The sequence below is a fragment of the Sphingopyxis sp. genome (assembly GCF_019459305.1).
GTDB lineage: Bacteria > Pseudomonadota > Alphaproteobacteria > Sphingomonadales > Sphingomonadaceae > Sphingopyxis.
In genome coordinates, this window is the sequence record NZ_JAIBES010000071.1 from 1 (window position 1) to 20,743 (window position 20,743).

Here is a 20,743-nt window from a genome sequence, read left to right on the forward strand (position 1 = left end):
AGTGGCCTTTTGCAAAAGGCCACTCCGACGCTCGAAACAAACGCCGCTTAACAACCCGGGGTGGACCAGTTTTACGTGTCGCCCCCGGACCACTTCACGATGTCGCTTGATATAACATCGATGTAAAGCCGTCCAGCGAGCCCCGCTCCTGATTGTAGGTTAGCCGCCATAGGCAGAGCTTTTCGACTCCTTGACCCGGCGCAGCCCTGCGTCCGGAGGCGGATACGCTTGCGCTCGGGCTGCCGAAAAGCAGACGCCAGACGCCCAAAATCAGACCGTCTCAGTTCAGACGTCCGCTCTCGCGGCATAAAAGCAGCCGGTCCGCTCTCATGTCCGGCTGCTTTTGGACAGCTCTTCGCTAACCCGTGCCTCGCGCAAAACAGCTTTCCCCACAGCTCAGTCCATGCAGCCCGCGGTTCGGGCATCGAAGACTTTCCGACACCTGGCGGCGTGCGAAACTCTCAACGTTGAAGACCGTCGGCTTTTGGTCGACAAATAGCGAGAGCGGACGGTTGTGGGCAGGCGTTCAACAATGGATGATCAACCCGGCATGGCGGCGAGCCACAAGGCTCCGAGTTCGAGGTCGATCCAATCGGCGGCGAACGGGTCAAACCCCGAGCCGGGATAGAGACAGAATTCGCCGAACAAGGGATGTCCGCTCACTTCGTAGAAATCGACGCGCAGGAAGCTTTTGCCTCGACCCAGAGTTTCGGCGGCGGCGAGCATAGCGGACAGCGATGCGGGCGCCGGAGGGTGATCGATATTGTCGACCAACGGCCGCCAGTCGCGATCGTGCAGGATCCAGCGGTGCCGGCCGCCGCGATCCAGATGGACCTGCACATGGGTCGCCTGTCCCCCGAACACATAAATCTTATAATCGATTGGCAGCGGCAATTGGCCGCCGAGCAAAGGTTCGGCGATCAGCCCGCGCGGGACATCGCGATAGGCCCATTCGTCGAGCCAGATGCCATAGGCCGATCGCTGCCAGCGCTGCGACCGCCGTTGCAGCCGGCGCCATTGCTCCGCGGTGGGCGTTCGGCTCAGGACGGCGTTTTGATTGCACCCATGGCGCGCCTTGAGCATGGCGGGGACGGGAAAGGGAACGTCGTCGGGGAGCGCCGTTCCCGACCACAGGGTCGGAACGACCCATTCCGGCCCGAGTGCAGCCCCGGCAAGACGCTTGGCCGCGACCTTGTCCATCAACGCCACCTGATCGGACGACCGGTCATATAATTTTCGCAACTGAACCAGTTCGGTGAAACGCACGGGCATCTCCAGATCGGGCAGGCGTCGATGGCGCCAGCCGTAACTCACGGCGACACGCCAGCGAGCGAGCGCGGCCCGGATTTCCTTGGCCGTCGATGGGTCAACCGATCGCGCGCGCACGCATGCAACGCTCGGTTCGGCCGCATGGGGCAAAAAATCTGCTGCCGCGCTATTGGACATGGCTTCTCTCCGGGTGGAAGAACGCGGAACGTTCGCGACCGACATTGGTTCAGAAACGATGCTGGTCGCCAGTGAATGGCGATGAGATAAGCAGATGCTTATACCGGCGCCCTTAAGCGGTTCGACGATAGCCTGCGACCGAGAGCCATGATCAGATCCTTCGACCACCGAAGGAACGCCTCATGTCCATTTCATCCCCTCTCGATTCCAATGACGTTGCCCCGAGCCCTTCGCGCTCGCGCCGCAGTTGGGACCCTGTTGTCAAAGTGACCCACTGGTCGATTGTGACCACCATCCTCGCAAACGCGCTAATCACCGAGGAGGGATCCGGCGCACATATCTGGGTCGGCTATGCGCTGGCTGCCATCCTCGCGCTTCGCTTGCTGTGGGGATTGATAGGTCCCGCCGAGGCCCGCTTGTCGGCCTTCCCCCCGAGCCCCCGCCGGGCTCTTGCCCACCTGCGCGACATTAGGACCGGCAGAAAAGAGGTTCATCGCTCGCACAATCCGCTCGGCGCGCTGATGGTCTATGCGATCTGGAGCATGCTCGGCGTCATCATCGCCAGCGGCATAGTGATGGCGGGGCCACCCTCGACGGCTTTCCTGAATCCAGCGGAGCAGTCGGGGGCAGTCACCGGGCAGGCGGTCGCGGGCCATGGCGATCATGATGACGATGAAAGGGATGAAGGCGCGGAAGGCGAGGACAGCGTGTGGGAAGAAGTCCACGAAACGGCCGTCAATCTACTCTACATTCTCATCGCACTGCATATCGCCGGGGTGGTGTTCGAGACGCGCCGCAGCGGCCGGGAAATCCTGTTGGCTATGTTGCCCGGGCGCGCGTAAACCGCGGTCATGCAGGAAAGACGCAGAGCGCTGGAACGCCGGGCTGTCGCGACCACCTTTCTGGTGATCCTCCAGGCTCTGGCGACGATCTTCTTCGTCGCCGACATCGCCGGCGACATCGCCGACGATGGCTGGAGCATGCACCTGCTCGTCGAAACTGGCGCGACCGCCGCGCTTCTCGCCGGGGTCGTCTTCGGCGCGCTCCAGCTGCGCTGGCTGATTCTTCGCGCCCGGCTCGACGAAACGGCGGTCGCAACGGCGCGCGGCGCCATGTCGGACCTAATCCGGCAGCGGTTTCTCGACTGGCAACTGACCGGTGCGGAGGCCGACGTCGCACTCTTCGCGCTCAAGGGTTTCGATGCGGCCGAAATTGCGCACCTCCGCGGCGCGGCATCGGGGACAATCCGGGCGCAACTCGCGCGCATCTACGCCAAGGCCGATGTGCATTCGCAAGTCGGTCTGATGGCCCTGATGGTCGAGGATCTGGTCGATGGCGACGCGATCAAGCCGGTCGAAGCCTAACCGCAGGGGAACAATGCATGAGAAGCCACCGCGAAAGCCATCTTGTTTCGCGCATCGGCTGGCTGCGCGCCGCCGTGCTTGGCGCCAACGACGGCATCGTCTCGACCGCGAGCCTGATCATGGGCGTAGCTGCATCGGGCGCACCGCGCTCCGCGATCCTGGTCTCGGGGATCGCAGGCCTCGTGGCGGGTGCGATGTCGATGGCGGCGGGCGAATATGTTTCGGTGAGCTCGCAGTCCGACACCGAGCAAGCCGACCTCGAACGCGAACGGCTTGAACTGGCCACAAGCCCCGAAGCGGAACTTGAGGAGCTTGCCGGCATATACCGGACACGCGGCGTCGATGCCGATGTCGCGAGAACCGTTGCCGTGCAGATGACCGCGTTCGATGCGCTTGGCGCCCACGCCCGCGACGAGCTTCACATAACCGATATGACCTCGGCGCGGCCGATCACCGCGGCGTTCACCTCCGCCGGCACTTTCACACTGGGCGCTCTGCTTCCTGTGCTGGCGGCGGCGATGCTCCCGCACGACTCGCTTGTGCCCGGCCAGGCGGTTGCATCGCTCCTGTTTCTTGGCCTGCTGGGATGGGTCGGAGCAGCGGCAGGCGGATCGCGGCCATTGAAGCCCGTGGCGCGCGTCATTTTCTGGGGCGCTCTCGCCATGGCGCTGACGGCAGGTATCGGACGACTGGTCGGAACCGCGATCTAACCGCAAAGGAACAGGCGCATGGACATTGGCGGGTTTGCGCTGGCGGTGCTGCTGATCGAGCTGACGCCCGGCCCGAACATGGCCTGGCTCCCCGGCCTTGCCGCAACCGAAGGCCGGCGCGGCGGGCTGGCTGCCGTCGCAGGCGTCGCGCTGGGGCTACTTGCGACCGGCATTCTGGCAGCGCTGGGGCAGATTGGCTATCCGACCCGGGGCGCACCAAGACCGTTCGGCGCGTGTTTGCGTTGATCATTGTCATTTCTTCTCGCCGATTTCGGCTGAATGAGTTCATGGTGCGAGTGCTCCAAATGGCGTGGTCTGGCCGCAAACAAACATTCGGCTCTTGGCATGGAACGGTCAAAAGCCGTGGTCGACGAATTTGCAGACCGGTGACCTCAGGCGCCAAAGTAACCGGCCGCGAACGGTGCGCTATCGCTTCCGGCAGCGCCAACTAAGCACCGTGGCGGCAACGCGGACGCCCGAGCCGGGGTCGAGCGGGAACCGGTAGGAAGGAAGCAAATTCTGGATAACTATCTGGCAAGGCGCCGCAAGCGTTGACGATGAGCTGTTTACGAGCTTTTACCAAACGACAAATATTTCCTAGGCGGGCGCTCCGTCCGCCAAGGCGGAGCGAAGCCTGCTCCGGGTTTCTGCGGCGGCAGCCTCGACATCCGCAAAGAGGCGGGCGCCGAGCACTTCGCTCGCCGTGACACGAAGCGCCTCGACTTCGCTCAGTAGCGTCCCGATCTGGGCCCCTAACACGCAAGCAGCGGCGATCCCCTCAATCGTTTGTAGGGCATGCAGGCAAGCGACCTTATCCGTCGCGAGATACTGACGGAACTGACCGAGGCCGCGATCGACGAAGCCGGTAAATGTCAAGGGCGGCGCAATCACCCGCAAGTTGCCACAGCGGTCAAACCGATGTGGGCTGGGGAGTTGCCGCCGCGCGACTTCCGACAGCGTGGTGCCGAGCCAATCAAGGCAGGTGATGGCGGTGAAAGGATCGTTCACGCCAGGAGAGAGGGCGCGTGTTCCCACTTCCACCAGCTCATCAATTAGAAACCGCGTGTCCTGAATCGGAGTTCGCTTGCTGCTGACCGCGAAGGTCGACTGGAGATCGGTCAGCGTGTCTTCCGCTACCGTGCTGTTCGACCAGGCCATGGCGTAAACGCTGTGGGTATCCATGAAGTCGCCGGGCCGGCAATTGAGACGAAGCATGAGCCCCGAATCAGTCGCGATCGCCATCAGCCGCTCGTCGTCGATTGCCTCGATGTAACCTATTGCCGCAGAACGGACAGATGAAACGCCCAGCGCCGGCGTCAGGCCGACTGCTCGGAGTGGCTCGGGAATGGCAGTCTCATCAACCGGGCTGCCATCGGGAGAGTCTCCGATGAAGCTCGGAAACCGTTCCTGCACCGAGTGCAGCAACTGGCGTCCGATACCGGCGGTAATAGTGTTCACATGAATGCTGCGCGGTACATGATGAACAAAGAAAATAAGTACCGCGATCGAGCACAAGGCGAGCACGAGGGCGATGATGATGGCAAGGTCTGGAACGAATTCTTTATCGTCGCCACCCCGGATGGTGCGAAGAACGACGAGGCAGTAAAGGAAGGTAGCAATAAAGGTGCCTAGGGTGACCTGATTGCCTCGGTCGCTCATAAAGTTGGTTAGGACTCGCGGACCGTATTGACTGGCGGCGTAGGACACCGAGGCGATCGTGATCGAGAATACGACACCAGCCACCGTGATGGCGGACCCTGCGATCGTGGACAGCACTTGTTGTGCGCCATCGGCTTTGTTCGACTGATACCAGCTCAAGCCGTCGAGCCAATCCGACCCGATGTTCGCGTCGATGTAGACAGAACCGGCACCGAGAAAAAGGGCCGCCGTTGCCATGATAGCTGGCACGAACCAGTAGCTGGAGCGGATATTCTCCAACAGCTTCAGTATCCGCGGACGCATCACGTATCGCCAGGGCGATTACAGCGAAGCGATATGCCGGTCCTGGCGAAGGATTTCTCGATATACCCGAAATAGGACGATACTTGCCGCGCGACTTTGGCGCTTTCGTCCAATAACCTCGACGTGGTGATCCGCTCCGCATCGACAGGGAACAGATCGAACTTCAGCTCGATCTCGTCGGCTATGTCATGCTGGTTCAAGAAGGCTCCCATTATCGGCAAATATACCCGCGACGAGAATGAACGTTCCCCAGATATTCCCCAGAAATACGGTCAGGAGCGTCCGAGATCGACGCATGAAGCAAAAAATAGCGGCGCTAAAGAGGCAGCCAATGAACTTGAAAAACTCCTGAGGGGGTCGCCCCACCGCCAGGTAAAACTATGATCTTCGTTGCAAGCCTCGTCATCGGTTAAAGGGGCGGGCCCGCTTGCTATCGTGTCGTGCCGCATGGTTTTATCACGGCGTCTCACCGGCCATGAGCATCGCACTTAGGGTTCGATTACGCGATCGCGCAGTGACACTGTCCGGTACCCGGGGTCGGGCAGAGGAATCTTTGCTGCAATGAGATCTTTCAACACCGAGGCTCTCACGGCGGCTGCCGTATTCTTGTAGTCGGAGCGCTGACTGTCGGCCCAGAACGTCACCGCGACACGAATGTCATCCTGACCCAGCGCATCGATTCGAACCTCCGGGGGCGGCGCATCCAAAACGCCCGGTGCATTCATGGTCGCAGTGCGAATAATCTCGAGCGCGCGGCTGACGTCGACGTCATATCCCAGCCATAAATCCACAGCGCCCCGCCGAACAGGATCGGCGGTGTTGTTGACAATTCTCGACGTGAATACCTCAGCATTGGGGACCAACATTACCCGCCCGTCGTAGGCCCTCAGGCGAGTTGCTCTGAGCTCGATCTTCTCGACGCTGCCCTCAAGATCGCCGACCACGATCTGGTCGCCGATCCGGAACGGCCGCAGTGTCAGCAGCAACAGGCCGGACACGAAATTCGACAATATATCCTTCAAGGCGAAACCAAGCACGATCCCGGACAAGCCGAGCCCCGCCGCGACGGTAGTTGGGTTGAACCCGAGAGCATCTACGGCGACGAAGAAGCCCAGAGTGATAATGGCATAAAAGGCGAATTGTTTGATGAGGCTCTCGACCGTAATGTCTTCCACCGTCCGGCGAAAAAGCAGCCGCAGAGCCGCGCGTACCCCGCGGGCGAGGAGCCAGAACAGCGCGATGACGATTGCTGCGGCGAGAACTCTCGGAATGATACGACTGACCGATTCAGCCAATCGGCTCACGGCGGCCTCACCGGACCCCCGCGTTTCGGCGACGAACCGGCCGCCCCAGCCGAGGCGGCGATCCCGGGCGCGCTGCAAGGCTGTGTCCAGGGAAGACGCCCATTGCCGCGCCAGCGCTGCCTCGGTCGTAAACGCATCCTCGGCGTCGCGCGGCGTGACGCTGACGACGGGAATGCCAGACACCGTTACACTCCACCCTGCGGCGGTGCGCCGCGGCGCGGCGGGCGCAAGCGCATCGGGATTTCCGAGCAGCGGCGATAACCGTTCCTCTACACGGCGGGCCCGAGCGGTAGGATCACCATCATCGGTTCCCGGTCCGACCTGAAACACCGAACGTCCATCGATACGCACGGTGGCAGCCTCAGCTTGCGCGAAAGCGGGAACGCCTGACGCCGCGAGCATCAAGGCCATAAGCCACGCGATTGTGATCGAACGGACTATCCAACTGCGCCTCATAGCGATGCGACGTCCCAGTTCAGGATGAGAAGATCGCGCGAGGAACAATGTGCGAGTGACAGCGTTGGCAATGCATATCCTTGGGTAAACGACGACTGAGGTGCAAATTATTGCGCCTTCGATATTCATTATCACAAAAACAGGAGATTATCATGTATGGATGGGCCTTTACGTTCGCGATTGTTGCGCTGATCGCAGCGGTACTTGGATTCGGCGGTCTTGCCGGCGCCTTGGGCAATATTGCCCTGATCATTTTTGTAGTAGCGCTGATCGGGACCATCATTTTCTTTGTTCTCGGCTGGAAAGCAGCGAAGAAAATCATCAACTGATCGACCCTCTGGCCGCCCGTTGCGCTTTTCGCGCTTTCTGGCGGATCATGGAACAAGGCCTGTGCCCTTCGCCACTCAAAACGGAAAGAAGACGCTGATAGCAGCTATTGCCACCGCGAACGTGATCAGATTGAGCGGCAAACCGACGCGGACAAAGTCCATATAGCGGTAGCCGCCCATCTGGTAGACGATGACATTGGTTTGGTAACCGAACGGTGTCGCAAATGCGGCGCTGGCAGCCATCATTACTGCGATCAGGAACGGTCGCGGGCTCACTCCCAGGCTTTCAGCGAGAGCCACGGCAACCGGGGTGATCAACACCGCCACGGTGGCATTAGACAGCAGTTCCGTCAGCACCATCGTCAGCAGATAGAGGACGATCAGCGCGATTAGCGGGTTGAGTCCATCGACGCTGGCGATCAAGAGATCCGAAGCCTGTGCGGCGAGGCCGCTCTGCTCCATAGCAATACCAATCACCACCATGCCCGCGATCAGGATGAGAATTTCGGGCCTAAGCCCACTATAGGCCTCGTCGGCCGTGATGACGCGCAGCAGGATCAGCAACACGGCGCCCGCAAAGGTCGTCGCCGCGATTGGGGCGACGCCCAAGGTTGCGAGCGTGATCGCGCCGATAAAGATCGCCAAAGCAATTGCAGCCTTCAACGGCTGAAGCGACCGCTTAACCGCAAAAAGTCCCGCATCACCAATTTGCGCACTGCCGATATGCGACTGGTCGATGTCGGCCGGCGCGCCTTCGCGCTCGTCGGCTTCATGGCGCCCGCCGAGCAAGCGGCCGCTAAGAAGGAAAAGATAAAGTCCGCCGGCGATGGCCACTGGAATACCGACCGGCGTGATCTCGAAGATGCCGAAACGCGGCTGCCCCGCGACACTTGCCATGTCGTCCACCAGGAGATTGGTCGAGGTTCCGATCAAGGTGCAGCATCCGGTGAGGATCGTGACATAGGACAAAGGTATCAGGAAGCGCTTTGGCGACAGGCCCAGCGTGGTGGCGACGTCGCGGATCACCGGCGCCCCAAGTACCACAATCGGTGTCGAGTTGAGAAAGCAGGACACCGACCCGATCATCGTGATGAGTAACCACAGTCCAGCCGTGCCGAGCCGCCGACACATCGCCACGGCCATCGTGATTGCACGATCGAGCAGGCCGCTAAGTTCGAGGGCGTAGGCGATCACGAACAGCGAGGCGAGCGCGATGATTGCAGGGCTGGCGAACGCACTCTGCACTTCGACCGGACGCACGACTCCGGTCATCAACAGCACCGCGGCGCCAGTCAAGGCAACGACATCGGCCCGGACCTTGTCCCAGATGAGCGCCGCGACGACCGCGCCGAGGACGAGTAGGGTCAGGATCTGGTCCACCGTCATACCCACTGCGTCAAGCGGCATTGGCTTGCTGTCAATGTCTGGCGGAAGAAAAATTTGCTTTGGGGTCTGGAGGATAAGCCCGGATTTGCTATCAAGGTTTAATGCAGGAACCGAGCGTAAGGAACAGTCGGCTCGCAATCGCCGGCGGACTCGCCGCAATCTTTGTGGTCGGCGGCGGCGGGTTTTTCCTCGGCCGCGAGACAGCGCCAGCGCCACCGAAGCCTGCTCCCATAGTTGTTCCCGTGCCCGCGCCAGTCCCTGAGCCCAAAGCTCCGGCCAAGCTCGGGCGCGCCGATCTTGTCGGGCTGGCCGCGCAGGCAGCAGACGCTTTTGCATCGGGAGAGAGCCTTCCCGAGAATATTAGCGATGCCGCAGGTCAGCGCTTTGAGCTGCTTCTGCCATTCGGCTGCACCGGACCGAGTGACGCGGAGAGCAACCTTCCGGCGCGGTGGAGTTTCGATGAAGAGGACGGCGTCCTGCGGATTTCGTTCAAACCCGAAGTGTGGGGTGGCGCCGACTGGGGCTTGGGTGACCAGGCCGCCATAGACGCTGCCGAAGGCTTCTGGATTGCCCGACCCTGGTCATCAAGCGACAGATGTCCGCCGCGCAGCGATCAAGGCGCCGTTCGGGGAGCCGATCCGGTAACGCTGCCGGGCCAGTCATTGGCCATTGCGCAGATTTTCCGCGATGATGCCGACCGCGATGGATGGCGAAGCGGGCGTGCGTTTGACGTTGTGAAGCGTGTCGACGCCGAAGCTTTCGACGGCTCGCAGGGGTTTCGCCTGCGCGTAACCGGACGCCTCGAAAATATCGCGGGGGGCGCCCCGATCCGCTGCGTCCAGCCGGGCGGCAGCGAGCAGCGACCGCGATGTCTGATCGGCGCGCGGATCGACACCGTCCGCATCGAAGATCCGGCAAGTGACGATACGCTCGCAACCTGGTCGATTACGCGCCAACCGTAAGCCCCGCAATCGAAGCCGATGCAGCCGCAATAGATTGCCTTGAGCATTTGCTCGTGCTGCTGCGTCGCCGATCAGCACGGTCCGTCCCGGCTGATGCACAGCTCGGCAACAACGGCTTTGAAACATCGCGCGCGGTGCTCGACGGTGCGCGCACCCGAAAATCAGGAGAAAATTTATGAAAAAGCCGTTTGGCTTTGTTGCGACGCTGTGCGCCCTCGGCGCGCTTCCGATGGCTGGTTCGACCGCGCTCGCGCAACAGCCCCCTGCCGTCCAACCCGTCGCATCGATCGCCCCGGGCGCCAAAGTGTATGACAATGCCGGTCAGCAAGTCGGCACCGTCGCCCAGGTCGCGGGCGATAAGGTCGCGGTCGCCGTCGGGAACAACGGCATCGTCGTGCCGCTCCAGGCTTTGGTTCAGACCGAAAAGGGTCCAGCCCTGAACGCGTCGAAGGCCGAAATCGTCGAGTCGGTTGAACAATCGGTCAAGGATAATGCGGCCGCACTAAATACCGCGCTTAAAGTGGGCGCCGAGGTTCGCAGCGCAGGCGGAAGCAAGGTGCTCGGTACGGTCAAGCAAGTTGGCGCCAATTCGGCCACGCTCGCGACTGCGGCGGGAGATGTCAAAATGCCGCGCAACGTGCTGTTCGTTTCCAAGGCGGGCTTGGCGGCCAACTTGACGGCCGGACAATTCGACGAAGCCGTGCGGAATTCCCAAGCGTCGAGCGCGCCGCAGTCGCAATGATTTACGGAGACGATTGGTGAGCTTGCGTTCGGCATTTATCGGCGCGAGCGGCGCGATATTTATCGCTTCCCCCGCCTCGGCAGGGGAAAAGATTCCCAATGATATGGCACGATGCTCGGGCGATGGCGCTACCGTGCTCGCGACTGTTCGTGGGATCAAACAGGTGCAAGGCACCATGCGTGTCCAAAGTTACCGCGCTACGAAAGCCGATTGGCTCAAAAAGGGGCGCTGGCTGAAAAGGATCGACGTGCAGGCTGCCGCAGGGACAATGCGTTTCTGCATCCCCGTAGACGCGCCGGGCCGCTACGCCATAGCGGTGAGGCATGATCTCAATGGCAACGGAAAGACCGATATTTTTACCGATGGCGGCGGCATGTCAAACAACCCGTCCATATCGGTCTGGAACTTGGGCAAGCCGAGCTATAAAAAGGTCGCGTTCGCGGTGGATGGACGCACTGCGATCCGCATCGACATGAAATATATGTAGCGATGGATTGAGTCCGGCCGCCTGAATGAGCTAGTCGGAAAGAGTCGCCGAAGCAGCGTTCGGTTTTCGTGCGCCTTTTAGCGATGCACGAAACGTCACGGCCATTGCAACTGCGCCGCGCATCTGCCGTAATCCAAGCGCATTGTAACTGGCGCCAACCGGCGTTACCGACGCACCTTAGAGGCAACATCATTTCCAGCTCGCTGATCCCCCTTCTCGTCATCCTGTTGATGGTGGCGGCCAATGCACTGTATGTGGCGGCCGAGTTCGCCACCGTCGGCGCGCGCAAATCGCGCGTGCAGGAGGAGGCCGAGGCCGGTAACCGCGCGGCAGGCAAGCTGCTGAAAATCCTGCGCGACCCGGTGAAGCTCGATAATTATGTGGCGGGCTGCCAGGTGGGCATTACCATTAGCAGCCTCGTTGCGGGCGCATACGGCCAAGCGCAGTTGACCCCGCTACTCGTGCCCCATCTTGGCGCGATGGGCGGCCAGATTACCGCTATCATTATCGTGTTGCTGGCCGTGACGATGATCCAGGTGGTACTGGGCGAGTTGCTGCCCAAGACGATCGCGCTGCGCTATCCCGAGCGGCTGTCGATGGCGACATTGCTGCCGATGCGGGCCAGCCTGATCATCTTCCGGCCGCTGATCGATATTTTCAATGGCACCGCCTTCGCGATCATGCGGCTGTTCAAGCTGAACGTCGACCATAGCCACACGCATGTCCATTCGCCCGACGAACTGGAAGCGTTGTTCAAGGCAAGCGCGGCGGGCGGCCTGATCGATGCCGACGAGCGTAATATGCTGACCGGCGCGCTCAGCGTCGACGACCGGCTGGTGCGCGAAATCATGACCCCGCGCCCGCGCATGATGACCGTCAGCGCGCAGGAAACGGTCGAAGCGGCCCTGAAGCGCGCCGCCGCGACACCCTATTCGCGGTTTCCGGTAACTGGGGCGACCAGCGAAGATGTCGTCGGGATCATCCACCTGCGGACCTTATTCGCCGCCTTCGAGCAGGATCCGGCGGCCATCATCGGTTCGATCAAGCGCGACCCGCTGATCGTCGCCGACGTGATGACGGTGCCGAAACTGTGGCAGACGCTGCGCACCAAAGGGCGGCGCAGCGCCATGGTCATCAACGAATATGGCAGCTTTACCGGCCTCGTCACGCTCGAGGATGCGCTCGAAGAAGTGTTTGGCGAGGTTCAGGACGAATTCGACAACGAAGAAGAGCTGATCGTCCAGCAGGGCGCGCATCTGAGCGTTCGGGGCGACGTCCGGCTTTCGATGCTCGCCGACCGCCACGGCATCACGCTGCCGCAGGATCGCGCCGATACGCTCAGTGGCCTGGTGTGGCATCAGCTTGGTCGGCTTCCCGTCGTCGGCGACCGCGTCCCGGTGGCGGGCATGCCCTTCAGTCTCATCGTCGAGGCGATGGAGGGGCATGCCGTTCGGCGCGTTCTGATCGAGCGCGCGGCGGAGCGTGAGGAAGTATGAGCGACGTCCTCATCCCGATCGCGGCCATTCTGGCGCTCGTTATTGTCAATGGGGTGTTCGTCGGCGCCGAATTCGCGCTGGTCGGCGCGCGCCGCAGTCGTTTCGAGACGATGGCAAAGAACGACAACCCCGCCGCCAAATGGCTGCTGCGCGTGTTCGATCGCGACGGGGGTAAGGATGCCTATATCGCCATTGCCCAGCTCGGGATCACGCTCGCCAGCATCGGGCTCGGCATGTACGGCGAACCCGCAGTGGCGAAATGGCTATACGGGCCGCTCGAAAACATGGGGCTTTCCTACGACCAGTCGCATGCGGTCGGCTTCGTGATCGCGCTCGGCGGGATCACCTTCCTGCATGTCGTCTTTGGCGAGATGATTCCGAAAGCGATGGCGTTGCAGTCGCCGGAACGCGTCAGCATTTCGCTCAACCCGGTGATGCGCCTGTTCGGCGTTCTGTTCCGCCCGATGGTGATCCTGTTGAACAAGATTGCCTTTGCGCTGATGCGCCTGCTCGGCATTCCCGATCCCGGCAAGTCCGCGATGCTGTACAGCGCACAGGAACTGGAGATCGTGACCGGCGACGTCGCCGCGAGCGGCCAGCTTGAGGACGCCCAGGTCCGGCTGATCGAGAATATCTTCGAGATGAAGGATCGCACCGCCGAGGAGCTGATGACGTCGCGCGGCCGGATGATCGCAATTGCCGCCGATGCAAATGCCGAGCAGGTTGCGGCAACGATCGCGCAGGAAACCCTGGCCCGCTACCCCGTCTATGGCGCGTCGCTGGACGACATCTGGGGCGTGCTGCACGTCAAGGATTTCATCCGCAATCGGGTGGCCGATGCCGGAAGCGACCTCAAGGCGATCATTCGTCCCTTGCCGCGGGTGGCGGCGGGCATGTCGGCGTTCGACCTGATGACGCTGTTCAAGAAACAGCGGGTCCACGCCGCACTGGTTGTCGACGAATTTGGCGGCACGCTGGGGTTCGTGACGATGGACGACCTGGTTGCCGACCTGATCGACGAAACGGGCGGACCGGGGCTCGACTGGATCCAGCTTCTGCCCGACGGCACGATGCTGCTCGACGGCGAGGTGACGCTCGCCGAGCTGGAGGAGGATCATGGGCTGGACATCGACCATCCCGAGGTCTCCACGGTTGCCGGGCTGTTTCTGGCGCAAGATGGCGTACTGCCCAGTGTCGGTCGACGCGTGAAGTTCAAGAATTACTCTTTTGTTGCCGAAGAGGTTCGCGGAATGAAAATTTTGCGCGTACGGTTGGAGCAACTTCCCGCCGAAGGCTAAGACTTCCAACGATTGCGGAGGCATTCGAACGAATGATCGGCTTCGTACCGATGGCGGGCAAATGAGCGATTATGTAATCCTCTTCGCAATCGTGCTGGCGGTAAACCTCCTGCCGGCTTTTGGACCGCCGACCTGGTCGATCATCGTCCTGTACGGTTTCAACAGCGACCTGTCCGTCCCGGGGATCGTGCTCGTCGGCGCCCTCGCTGCTGCATCCGGCAGGTATCTCCTCGCGCAGACATTCCGGTATTTCGGCAAATATCTGCCAAGAAGGACGCGAAGGAACCTGGCCGCTGCCGGTAAGGCGCTGGAACAGCGACGGCGAAACACCGTCCTTGCGCTCGGTCTGTTCGCGCTGTCGCCTTTGCCGTCGGCACAATTGTTCGAAGCGGCAGGTCTGGCGGGCGTCCGCCTCCTGGGTTTCACCGCGGCCTTCTTCATTGGTCGCACGATATCCTATGCCATCTATGCCGGCACGGCGAACAGCGTCAGGGAAACGAGCATCGGTGAGTCCTTTCGAAGCGCGCTGACCAGTCTGATCGGACTTAGCACTCAGTTCGTCATGATTATGATGCTTGTCGCCCTGATCCGAATTGACTGGCGCGGGCTGCTCCACAAGAGAAAGCGCGATTAGCGAATGCGGATGTTTCTTTTCGCACCGAACGCCTTGTCAGCTCGCGAAGGAAGCGATTGTTGACCTTTTTCTCCGCCAGTCCGCTGGCCCGTGCGGACTTGTGCTGCTGGCGGCAACGACTGAGAACTCGAAAAGTGATATGACGAAGCTTGCCTTCTGGAGCGCCCTCGCCGTGACCCTGTACTTCGCATTGAGTCCTGCGCCACCGGTGTTGATCGAGAATGACAAGTCGCAGCATATATCGGCATTTGTTACACTAACTGCCTTGTTTTGTTGGGCGTATCCGAAGGTACAATGGTTCTGGGTCTTGGGATCACTGGCGATTGTCGGGGGCGCCATCGAGATCGTTCAGGCTATTCCCGGCTTGCATCGGACAAGCGATATTGCTGATTGGTATGCCGACGTCGCCGCCGTGGCACTGACGATACTGCTTGTACGATTGGTCCTGTGGACGAAGAATTCGCGAAGCGTTTCTGCGGTCTGTGCGGATTAGTCCATTATTTGCTGGACCGATTGCCGCTTGGCCGTCTTGGTCTAACAAGACACTGAAACGCCGATCGGAAAGCTGCGCTTTGGCAACCTTGCCCAATTCGATTACTTACCAGCGGCGAATTTTAGTCAAAATGGCCGATTCCAGTCAGGCAGCCTTCGAACGTGTCCCTGGCAAAGCGGACATTCAATCGCCGACGCTCTCGGTGTAAACGATAAACCGCCACGAGAAACACGCTAAACCCGCCCACTGAACAACGGAGCGTGAATCAATGTCGAACGAAAGCGGATTTTCTGGCCATTTGAAGCGGAAATGAAAGATCGCGTGCCGGCTGTTCGGCGCGTTAATCGCGCGCTGGATAATCGCCCTGCGCAGCATGAAAGTGTTGCTTGACCGGCTTTCACCGCGCAGCATGATAGCGCGCGCGGGGTTGGCGAGAAGGCGATTGGCTTCGCGTTGATGAGGTTCGGGATGACGGTCATTCAGCGGGACAAACTTGTCGAGATCGGGGTGTTCGCCATTTTGGGCGGAATATCAGGCGCCAGCATTGGGCTGCTCTGGGTCGAGGGCTTCAAAGCCGAACACATATTCGCGCTCGCGGGTGCCCTTATCGGCGCGGCGGCTACGGTGGGCGGCGCGATATGGGTCACGGACAGAAATGAGCGACAAGCCCACAAGCGGGAAACCGAAATTTTGATTAGGGCAATACAGGATGTTACCAAACACACAGACCGTCTTTTTAGCGCCGTACTCACTTGGGACGGAGATGCCGAGGCCACGATAACCAGTGAGTTTGACATTCCCTATATTCGTTTCAAGATAAACACGGACAAATTCCGTGACCTTCTCGAAGAGGCACTCGCGCACGCCAAAACCCTGAACTTCGAACAGCGACATCAGTTGAAACTTACGGTTGCGGCCGTTGAAGCGCTGTTGGAGCATCGCCAAAAATCGGGAGAAAGAGAAGGCGATGCGTTACTGACCTTGCGTGACTGGCAGATGGTGACCGCGATGCTGATGGGCTCCTTGGTTTCGTCGAAAGAAGCCCTGGAGACTGGGCGCGTCGTGAGATTGACTGTGGTCGACGATGTCTTTGAACAATTTGAAGCTGACAACCAAGATTCACCCAAATCATAGGTCAGCATCCTCTTCAGTTACTGCGGTTTTGAGGGGCGCGCTGTCCCGAGCATGATGAACCAGCGGCGCGCAGCGCTTGCCGAGTATTCGTTCACCTTCGCCCAGCCATTACGGATGAAGCGGCCTTCAAACTCAGACGCTGGCGGTCAAACGGTGTGCGTCGAATAGGGACGGAGCGGCTTGCTGGCCATCAGGATTGCTTTCGTCGTGGCAACACTGCTGGCCGCCGCAGGCTATCGGGTGGTAGTCCCTTATTTGCGCGGCTTTGGGACGACGAATTTCGTTTCGCAAGACGAGCCGCGCAACGGCCAGCAATCGGTTTTTGCGTCTGACGCGATCGCGCTGCTGGATGCGCTGGGTATCGAAAAGGCCATTCTCGCGGGCTGCGACTGGGGCGCCCGCACCGCGTGCATCCTCGCCGCACTCTGGCCCGAGCGGTGCACGGCGCTCGTCTCGGTGAGCGGCTATCTCATCGGCAGCCAGAAGGCCAACATGATGCCTTTGCCACCCGCGGCCGAACTGTCCTGGTGGTACCAATATTATTTCGCCACCGAACGCGGCCGGGCGGGTTATGACGCAAACCGCACCGACTTCGCAAAACTGATCTGGCGCACGGCTTCACCGACCTGGCGGTTCGACGACGCCACCTTCGCACGAACAGCACGCGCCCTCGAAAACCCGGCCCATGTCGCGATTGTCATCGACAATTATCGCTGGCGCCTGGGCCTGAGCGCAGGCGACCCGACGCTTGACGCGCTGGAACGGCGGCTTGCCGACTTCCCGGTTATCTCGATCCCGACAATCACGCTGGAAGGTGACGCAAACGGCGCGCCGCATCCCCAACCGGCGACCTACGCCCATCGCAACATCGCGGGCGGCATCGGCCATAAACTGCCTCAGGAAGCGCCTAAAACCTTCGCGCAGGCAGTGATCGATGTCGCATCAGCAGCTTCTAGAGGAGCTATACTATAAGTACCCTGTGAAGCGGAAAATCGCATTCGCCCTCTTGATGGGCATCGTCACGACGGGCATCATCTCGTTCACCCTAATCGCTATCAATCTCGGCTTTTCCGGTAGTTTTGTCGCAACATGGTTGCGGTCATGGGCGACCGCCTATGTCATTGTCATTCCAATAATTCTCTTAGTTAGTCCTCGTCTGCAAGCGCAAGTGGACAGGGTCCTAAGCTAATGGGTGGACCGATGTGCTAGGTTTCGTGGACGTCTTAGATTTACTTTGGCAATTGAGAGGCCGGTTGACCTACTGCCCACTGCCACATCGTTCGGCCTGGCGCGAAGGCGGTTAGGCCCGCAACGACTAGTGCGCCGACAAAAAAATTGCGCAAATGCTTCTTGTGGGCCTCGATATTGCCTTGCCGCGCAGAAAAAATCGCCTGAGGTATAGCTACGAACGTCAACAGAGTGAATAAGTGTATCCAGCTGAACTGACCGTCATTGACGTTTCGGATAAAAATCGTTGCGGTAGCTGTGACGAACATCATCGAAAGCCATATTTTGCCGAGCATCTTATGGCGCCGCCCCCCTTTCCGAGACATAATGACGTAGGCCCCAAGCGGGATTGCTGGAATAACCGTGAGGAGGTGAATTGTAAGAGCCACGTCGCGCACCCACGGAGTGGGAGGCGCGAAGCCCAGCATCCAGCGTCCGGACGCGTAAATGCACAGCGCCAGCAGCAGCGTTGAAGCTCCAACGGATGCAATGCGCACCCAAATCGGCAGATCAAAGCTTTGGGTAGATTGAACTGGGGCAATCGGAACTGAGGTCATTTTGATGCGGCCTTTCATGCGATTTCTTCGGACTCAATGCAGCAGGCCGCTTTGCAGCCAAGCCCTTCTGCGTTAGTTGGACGTCTGTTTCGTCAAGTGGGCCGGACAGTTCCGCTATGCCAAATGACGAAGCGTGAACGGGGGGGAGCTTGGTGCCGACACTTCGCGAATGGGTTATTGAAATAGCGGTAATACTTGCGATCGGAGTGGTTCTGGCCGCTCTTGGCCCGTTCGGAAGTTTTACCCTTGGGACGTTCGCTGACAGGTTGCTTTACTGGATCCCCGCAGCCCTGCTCGGTTATGTCGTCGTACGCCCAACCACTTTGGTGGCGCTGGTGATCGGAAAGCGGCTGACCTTACCGGAGGTGCCCACCGCAGGAGCCGGTATATTGGTAGCCGCAATACCTGGCTCCTACGCCATCGCCTATTTAGGCGGCTACCGTTCTGGTGCCGGGGCCCAGTTTCAAGAGCTTTTTCAGTTATACGTGAACGTTGCGCTTATCGGCATCCTGGTGATGCTGGTTTTCCTGTTGATCGGACGGCGTGCAGTGCTGCCCGTGGCAACGGAGCAATTCATTATTCCTGCTTCAGCGCCTCTGCTAGTTGCTCAACCCGAGGCAGGCACCCCGTTCCTTCGGCGGCTTCCCGCAGCTTGGCGCGATCAGCTCATCGCGCTCGAAATGGAAGATCATTATGTCCGCGCCCACGGACCCGATACGAGCGTGCTTATCTTGCTCCGAATGCGTGACGCGGAAGAGGAACTGGCTGGATACGACGGACTTCGCGTCCACCGGAGTTGGTGGGTGGCCCGGCGCGCAGTCAAGCAAATACTGCGAACTGGCCGTAATGTGACGCTGCGGCTTGATGGTGGGTTAGAAGCGCCTGTCGCCAGAGACCGCATCACGGCTCTGGAAAGCGCAGGCTGGCTGGGGTGATATTAAACGCCTGAAATATGTAGTGACACTCGACAGTGACCGTCCGCTTTTCGGATTACTTCGTCTGGAACGTCACCGCTGATAGAAGGCGCATTGCTGCAGAGCCGCTCTTCGGCTCAAACTGGCCCGTTTCAGACCGTCGGGTTTCTGGCACTTAACTCCTGAAGCAGACATCGACGCGGCCGGGACGATGAGCGACCGCGCAACGTTGAACGGCAATTGCAGATATACCCTGCCGTATGATAGCTTCTCAAAACAGTCAAAATTGTTCACGGACGGCAACGCATCGTCCCTCCAAGCATTGAAATGCTACGACTCCGCGGGGACTGCTGTCCTCGGACATTGAAGATGATCGGGGACATATCATGCCGACACCGGAAGAATTTCCCGTTTCCAGACGTGGACTTATCACAGGAGGTGCCGTGTCTGTTGCTGCGGTGTCCATAGCGGCGCCTTCGACCGGCGTCGCGGCGGCCAACAAGGCAGTTACTCAGCCACCGACGGCTCGTGTTGCCTTCAACGTTAACGGCACCGCGCACGACCTCGAACTCGATACGCGAACGACGCTCCTTGATGCGCTGCGCGAGCATCTTCGGCTGACCGGCACTAAAAAAGGCTGCGACCATGGACAGTGCGGTGCCTGCACCGTCATCGTCGACGGACGGCGGATCAACAGTTGCCTGTCGCTTGCGGTGATGCACGACGGCGACAAGATCACCACGATCGAGGGGCTGGGCCTGCCTGGCAATCTTCACCCGATGCAACAAGCATTCGTCGTCCACGACGGCTATCAGTGCGGCTATTGCACCCCCGGCCAGATCTGTTCGGCCGTCGCAGTGCTCGACGAGATCAAGGCCGGCATTCCGAGCCATGTTACTGCCGACCTCACCGACGCACCGACCGTCACACGGCCCGAACTGCGCGAACGGATGAGCGGCAACATCTGCCGCTGCGGCGCCTATTCGAACATCGTCGATGCCATTGTCGATGCCGCGGGAGTGAAAGCATGAAGAGCTTTACCTTCGAACGCGTCGACACGCCTGCCGCGGCGACCATGGCTTTCACTCGAACGCCCGGAGCGCGCTTCATTGCCGGCGGGACGAACCTTCTCGACCTGATGAAGCTCGAAATCGAAACGCCCGGTCACCTGATCGACGTAAGTCGGCTCAGTTTCGACAGGATCGAGCCGACCAGCGATGGCGGCGTTCGTATCGGCGCGATGGTCCGTAACACCGATCTCGCCGCCAACGCGCGCATCCGGCGCGACTATGGCCTCATCGCGCGCGCGCTTGTCGCGGGCGCATCGGGGCAGCTTCGCAACAAGGCGACAACCGCGGGCAATCTGCTCCAGCGCACGCGCTGTTCCTATTTCTACGACACCAACCAACCGTGCAACAAACGCAAGCCTGGCAGCGGTTGTGCGGCGATTGCCGGCTTCAGCCGCAATCACGCGATCGTCGGTGCCAGTGATGCCTGTATCGCAACGCACCCTAGCGACATGGCGGTCGCAATGCAGGCGCTCGACGCTGCGGTTGAGACGGTCGATGCGGCGGGCGAGACCCGCAGCATTGCGCTGGCCGATTTCTACCGCGCGCCCGCAAATACCCCGCATCTCGAAACGGTGCTGGCACCGGGCGAGCTGATCACTGCCGTAACACTGCCGAAGCCGATCGGCGGCACGCATATCTATCACAAGGTCCGCGACCGCGCGTCCTACGCTTTTGCGCTGATCTCAGTAGGCCTGGTCGTGGGGGGGGGGGGGGGGGGGGGGGGGGGGGGGGGGGGGGGGGGGGGGGGGGGCGGGGGGGGGGGGGGGGGGGG

25 protein-coding genes are annotated in these 20,743 nt (G+C 60.5%); 18 read left to right on the forward strand and 7 right to left on the reverse strand.

Annotated features, from left to right (window positions below; all coding sequences use genetic code 11):
- Positions 1–540 precede the first annotated feature (540 nt).
- On the reverse strand, positions 541–1,386 hold the full coding sequence (locus tag K0M74_RS07790; protein WP_293970115.1) for an ATP-grasp fold amidoligase family protein: 846 nt from the start codon (positions 1,384–1,386) through the stop codon (positions 541–543).
- A gap of 242 nt (positions 1,387–1,628) precedes the next feature.
- Here K0M74_RS07790 and K0M74_RS07795 point away from each other — a divergent pair, with 242 nt between their 5' ends.
- From K0M74_RS07795 to K0M74_RS07810, 4 genes are read left to right on the forward strand one after another with little or no spacing between them, the layout of a single operon-like run.
- A complete protein-coding gene (locus K0M74_RS07795; RefSeq protein WP_293970117.1) occupies positions 1,629–2,288 on the forward strand; it encodes a cytochrome b/b6 domain-containing protein in 660 nt (219 codons plus the stop codon).
- Between the two features lie 9 nt (positions 2,289–2,297).
- The gene (locus K0M74_RS07800) at positions 2,298–2,810 is read left to right on the forward strand and encodes a helix-turn-helix transcriptional regulator (RefSeq protein WP_293970120.1); all 513 of its coding nucleotides are present in this window, start codon (positions 2,298–2,300) and stop codon (positions 2,808–2,810) included.
- 17 nt (positions 2,811–2,827) lie between these two features.
- Positions 2,828–3,520 carry a VIT family protein gene (locus K0M74_RS07805; RefSeq protein ID WP_293970123.1) on the forward strand — a complete coding sequence of 231 codons (693 nt, stop codon included), beginning with the start codon at positions 2,828–2,830 and terminating at the stop codon, positions 3,518–3,520.
- A gap of 18 nt (positions 3,521–3,538) precedes the next feature.
- Positions 3,539–3,766 (forward strand): hypothetical protein, encoded by a 228-nt coding sequence (locus tag K0M74_RS07810; RefSeq protein ID WP_293970126.1) that lies wholly within the window; start codon positions 3,539–3,541, stop codon positions 3,764–3,766.
- Between the two features lie 351 nt (positions 3,767–4,117).
- Here K0M74_RS07810 and K0M74_RS07815 read toward each other — a convergent pair whose 3' ends face one another.
- The 3 genes from K0M74_RS07815 to K0M74_RS07825 form a co-directional block, all read right to left on the reverse strand.
- Complete coding sequence (locus K0M74_RS07815; RefSeq protein ID WP_293970129.1) at positions 4,118–5,458, reverse strand: DUF2254 domain-containing protein; 1,341 nt, start codon at positions 5,456–5,458, stop codon at positions 4,118–4,120.
- A gap of 23 nt (positions 5,459–5,481) precedes the next feature.
- Positions 5,482–5,682: a hypothetical protein gene (locus tag K0M74_RS07820; RefSeq protein ID WP_293970132.1), complete on the reverse strand. Its 201-nt coding sequence runs from the start codon at positions 5,680–5,682 to the stop codon at positions 5,482–5,484.
- Between the two features lie 288 nt (positions 5,683–5,970).
- Positions 5,971–7,197 (reverse strand): mechanosensitive ion channel family protein, encoded by a 1,227-nt coding sequence (locus K0M74_RS07825; RefSeq protein WP_293970135.1) that lies wholly within the window; start codon positions 7,195–7,197, stop codon positions 5,971–5,973.
- A 197-nt stretch (positions 7,198–7,394) separates the two neighbouring features.
- Between K0M74_RS07825 and K0M74_RS07830 the strand changes: the two genes are divergently transcribed.
- Positions 7,395–7,571: a DUF1328 family protein gene (locus tag K0M74_RS07830; protein ID WP_293970138.1), complete on the forward strand. Its 177-nt coding sequence runs from the start codon at positions 7,395–7,397 to the stop codon at positions 7,569–7,571.
- A 75-nt stretch (positions 7,572–7,646) separates the two neighbouring features.
- Here the strand turns inward: K0M74_RS07830 and K0M74_RS07835 are convergent, their stop codons facing one another.
- Positions 7,647–8,957, reverse strand: a complete 1,311-nt coding sequence (locus K0M74_RS07835) for an SLC13 family permease (protein WP_293970184.1) — start codon at positions 8,955–8,957, stop codon at positions 7,647–7,649.
- 242 nt (positions 8,958–9,199) lie between these two features.
- On the opposite strand from K0M74_RS07835, the gene K0M74_RS07840 reads away from it, so the two are divergent.
- The 7 genes from K0M74_RS07840 to K0M74_RS07870 all read left to right on the forward strand — a co-directional run bounded on the left by K0M74_RS07840 (position 9,200) and on the right by K0M74_RS07870 (position 15,069).
- A complete protein-coding gene (locus K0M74_RS07840) occupies positions 9,200–9,919 on the forward strand; it encodes a hypothetical protein (protein ID WP_293970141.1) in 720 nt (239 codons plus the stop codon).
- 304 nt (positions 9,920–10,223) lie between these two features.
- Positions 10,224–10,661, forward strand: coding sequence for a hypothetical protein (locus K0M74_RS07845; RefSeq protein ID WP_293970144.1), 438 nt, complete (start codon positions 10,224–10,226; stop codon positions 10,659–10,661).
- 16 nt (positions 10,662–10,677) lie between these two features.
- The gene (locus tag K0M74_RS07850) at positions 10,678–11,148 is read left to right on the forward strand and encodes a DUF2141 domain-containing protein (protein WP_293970147.1); all 471 of its coding nucleotides are present in this window, start codon (positions 10,678–10,680) and stop codon (positions 11,146–11,148) included.
- Positions 11,149–11,378: 230 nt separating this feature from the next.
- Positions 11,379–12,644 carry a hemolysin family protein gene (locus K0M74_RS07855; RefSeq protein WP_293970150.1) on the forward strand — a complete coding sequence of 422 codons (1,266 nt, stop codon included), beginning with the start codon at positions 11,379–11,381 and terminating at the stop codon, positions 12,642–12,644.
- A complete protein-coding gene (locus tag K0M74_RS07860) occupies positions 12,641–13,942 on the forward strand; it encodes a hemolysin family protein (protein WP_293970153.1) in 1,302 nt (433 codons plus the stop codon). The genes K0M74_RS07855 and K0M74_RS07860 overlap by 4 nt, the downstream gene beginning before the upstream one ends.
- A gap of 61 nt (positions 13,943–14,003) precedes the next feature.
- Positions 14,004–14,576, forward strand: a complete 573-nt coding sequence (locus tag K0M74_RS07865) for a hypothetical protein (RefSeq protein ID WP_293970156.1) — start codon at positions 14,004–14,006, stop codon at positions 14,574–14,576.
- A gap of 139 nt (positions 14,577–14,715) precedes the next feature.
- Positions 14,716–15,069 (forward strand): hypothetical protein, encoded by a 354-nt coding sequence (locus K0M74_RS07870; RefSeq protein WP_293970159.1) that lies wholly within the window; start codon positions 14,716–14,718, stop codon positions 15,067–15,069.
- 183 nt (positions 15,070–15,252) lie between these two features.
- On the opposite strand, the gene K0M74_RS07875 is transcribed toward K0M74_RS07870, so the two are convergent.
- Positions 15,253–15,480 (reverse strand): hypothetical protein, encoded by a 228-nt coding sequence (locus K0M74_RS07875; protein ID WP_293970162.1) that lies wholly within the window; start codon positions 15,478–15,480, stop codon positions 15,253–15,255.
- Positions 15,481–15,537: 57 nt separating this feature from the next.
- Between K0M74_RS07875 and K0M74_RS07880 the strand changes: the two genes are divergently transcribed.
- The 3 genes from K0M74_RS07880 to K0M74_RS07890 all read left to right on the forward strand — a co-directional run bounded on the left by K0M74_RS07880 (position 15,538) and on the right by K0M74_RS07890 (position 17,392).
- The gene (locus K0M74_RS07880) at positions 15,538–16,203 is read left to right on the forward strand and encodes a hypothetical protein (RefSeq protein ID WP_293970165.1); all 666 of its coding nucleotides are present in this window, start codon (positions 15,538–15,540) and stop codon (positions 16,201–16,203) included.
- Between the two features lie 207 nt (positions 16,204–16,410).
- On the forward strand, positions 16,411–17,175 hold the full coding sequence (locus K0M74_RS07885; protein WP_293970168.1) for an alpha/beta hydrolase: 765 nt from the start codon (positions 16,411–16,413) through the stop codon (positions 17,173–17,175).
- Positions 17,176–17,212: 37 nt separating this feature from the next.
- Positions 17,213–17,392 (forward strand): DUF2798 domain-containing protein, encoded by a 180-nt coding sequence (locus tag K0M74_RS07890; protein ID WP_293970171.1) that lies wholly within the window; start codon positions 17,213–17,215, stop codon positions 17,390–17,392.
- A gap of 40 nt (positions 17,393–17,432) precedes the next feature.
- Here K0M74_RS07890 and K0M74_RS07895 read toward each other — a convergent pair whose 3' ends face one another.
- On the reverse strand, positions 17,433–18,005 hold the full coding sequence (locus K0M74_RS07895) for a DUF2306 domain-containing protein (RefSeq protein ID WP_293970174.1): 573 nt from the start codon (positions 18,003–18,005) through the stop codon (positions 17,433–17,435).
- 134 nt (positions 18,006–18,139) lie between these two features.
- Between K0M74_RS07895 and K0M74_RS07900 the strand changes: the two genes are divergently transcribed.
- The 3 genes from K0M74_RS07900 to K0M74_RS07910 all read left to right on the forward strand — a co-directional run.
- Positions 18,140–18,922 carry a LytTR family DNA-binding domain-containing protein gene (locus K0M74_RS07900; protein ID WP_293970177.1) on the forward strand — a complete coding sequence of 261 codons (783 nt, stop codon included), beginning with the start codon at positions 18,140–18,142 and terminating at the stop codon, positions 18,920–18,922.
- 365 nt (positions 18,923–19,287) lie between these two features.
- Positions 19,288–19,932: an aldehyde dehydrogenase iron-sulfur subunit PaoA gene (paoA, locus tag K0M74_RS07905; protein ID WP_293970180.1), complete on the forward strand. Its 645-nt coding sequence runs from the start codon at positions 19,288–19,290 to the stop codon at positions 19,930–19,932.
- Positions 19,929–20,743, forward strand: an 815-nt coding sequence (locus tag K0M74_RS07910) for a xanthine dehydrogenase family protein subunit M (RefSeq protein ID WP_293970182.1), incomplete at its 3' end; no start/stop codon positions are given. The genes paoA and K0M74_RS07910, both read left to right, overlap by 4 nt.